Origin of the sequence: Bradyrhizobium sp. SRS-191, from assembly GCF_024586915.1 — a bacterium.
GTDB lineage: Bacteria > Pseudomonadota > Alphaproteobacteria > Rhizobiales > Xanthobacteraceae > Bradyrhizobium.
In genome coordinates this window covers 1-1831 of sequence record NZ_JANBVS010000068.1, presented here as the reverse complement: position 1 = coordinate 1831, position 1831 = coordinate 1, and the positions used below count along the sequence as shown (strand labels likewise).

At 60.3% G+C, this 1831-nt stretch carries 2 protein-coding genes; both read right to left on the bottom strand.

Annotated elements, in window-relative coordinates:
* On the bottom strand, positions 1-562 hold a 562-nt coding region (locus tag NLR35_RS34000), incomplete at its 3' end, for an ABC transporter substrate-binding protein (RefSeq protein ID WP_257170902.1).
* Between the two features lie 142 nt (positions 563-704).
* Positions 705-1831 (bottom strand): ABC transporter substrate-binding protein (locus NLR35_RS33995; protein ID WP_257170901.1); only part of this gene is annotated, 1127 nt, incomplete at its 5' end.

The window sequence follows — 1831 nt, the reverse complement described above, 5'->3', positions numbered from 1 at the left end:
AATCGTCATTCTGGTAGAGCACGCCGATCTTGGCGCCAGGCTTCTCCTTCATGATGTATTTGGCGTAGATGCGCGCCTCGCTGGCGTAGCTCGGCTGCCAACCCATGGTCCAGGGATATTGTTTCGGATCGTTCCACTTCGAGGCACCGCTCGCCACGAACAGTTGCGGCACCTTCTTCTCGTTCATGTATTTGCGGATCGCACCATTGGTGGAGGTACCAAGCGAGCCGAAGATCAGCAGCACGCCGTCGCTCTCCACCAGCTTGCGCGCCTGCTCCACCGTCTTCGGCGGCGAATAGGCGTCGTCATAGGAGATGAACCTGATCTTGCGGCCGTTGACGCCGCCCTCGGCATTGACCTTGTTGAAGTAGGCTTCCTCGGCCTTGCCGATCGCGGCATAGGCCGAGGCCGGACCGCTGTAAGGCATGATATTGCCGATCTTGATCTCGGTATCCGACGCCCCGGTGTCGTATTTCTTTTGCGCCAATGCCGGACTCGTCGTCGCAGTGCACAACGCGAGCGCAGCCGACAAGGCCGCAATCTGAAATCGAACGGCAGTCATCTTTCTCCACCCGGAATGGATCGGCGCCGCATTGAACAAGATTGCCGCCCGCCGTCAACAAAAAGCCCCCGCGGCTACCCGCGGGGGCTCTGTCGATCTGGACTGTTCCGGACGATCCGTCTTGGACTACGGCGTCAGGCCATCACTCGGCGGCGACGTCGCCGTTGATGATGTCGCCGAACAGCTCCCACTTCTCGCCCTTGAAGCGCTGCATCTGCAGCTGCGAGATCGGGGCGAAGTCGGTCGGGCTGGTGTTGATCTTGACGCCGGGCAGCAGCGTGTCCGGAGCAAAATCCTTCAGCGAGGCGGCCTGCTTCATCAGGTTGGCGCGGGTGAGATCGTCACCGCACATCTCCAACACCTTGGCAAGCGTGGAAGCTGCACCGTAGCCGTAGACCATGCCGGTGTCGGTCTTGTCGGCGCCGGGCATGTACTTGTCGACGAACTCGTTCCACTTCTTCATGCCGGGATCGTTGTTCCACTGGGGATCGGTCGAGTCCTTGGCATAGGCCGCCGACAGCACGTCCTGCGAGGCCTCGAAGCCGGCCGGCTTCATCACGCTGCCGACCGAGATCGACACGTTGGTGAGGATCTGCAGCGGCTTCCAGTTCAGTTCCGCCGTCTTCTTGATGGTCTGCGCGGCGAATTTCGGCGTCGTGTAGATCAGCAGCACGTCGGGATTGGCGGCCTTGATCTTGACGATGTGGCCGTCGATCGAGGGCTCGGAGATCTCATAGCTTTCCTCCATGACGATCATGGACGAGGCCTTGGCGCCGAGACCGTCCTTGGTGCCCTTGAGGTAGTCTTTGCCGAAATCGTCGTTCTGGTAGAGGATCGCGACCTTGGCGTTCGGCTTCTCCTTCATCAGCCATTTCGCGTAGATCTGCGCTTCGCTCTGGTAAGAGGGCTGCCAGCCCATGGTCCAGGGGAAGTTCTTCGGGTCGTTCCACTTGGTGGCGCCGGTGGCGACGAAGAGCTGCGGGATCTTCTTGGCGTTCAGGTACTTCTGGATCGCGGTGTTGGAGGGCGTGCCGAGCGGATTGAACACCGCCAGAACCTCGTCGCTCTCGACCAGCTTGCGGACCTGCTCGACGGCCTTCGGAGGCGAATAGGCGTCGTCATAGGTGACGAAGCTGATCTTGCGGCCGTTGATGCCGCCCTTGTCGTTGATCATCTTGAAATAGGCTTCTTCGGTCTTGCCGATGATGCCGTAGGCCGATGCCGGACCGCTGTACGGCATGATATTGCCGATCTTGATCTCGGTATCGG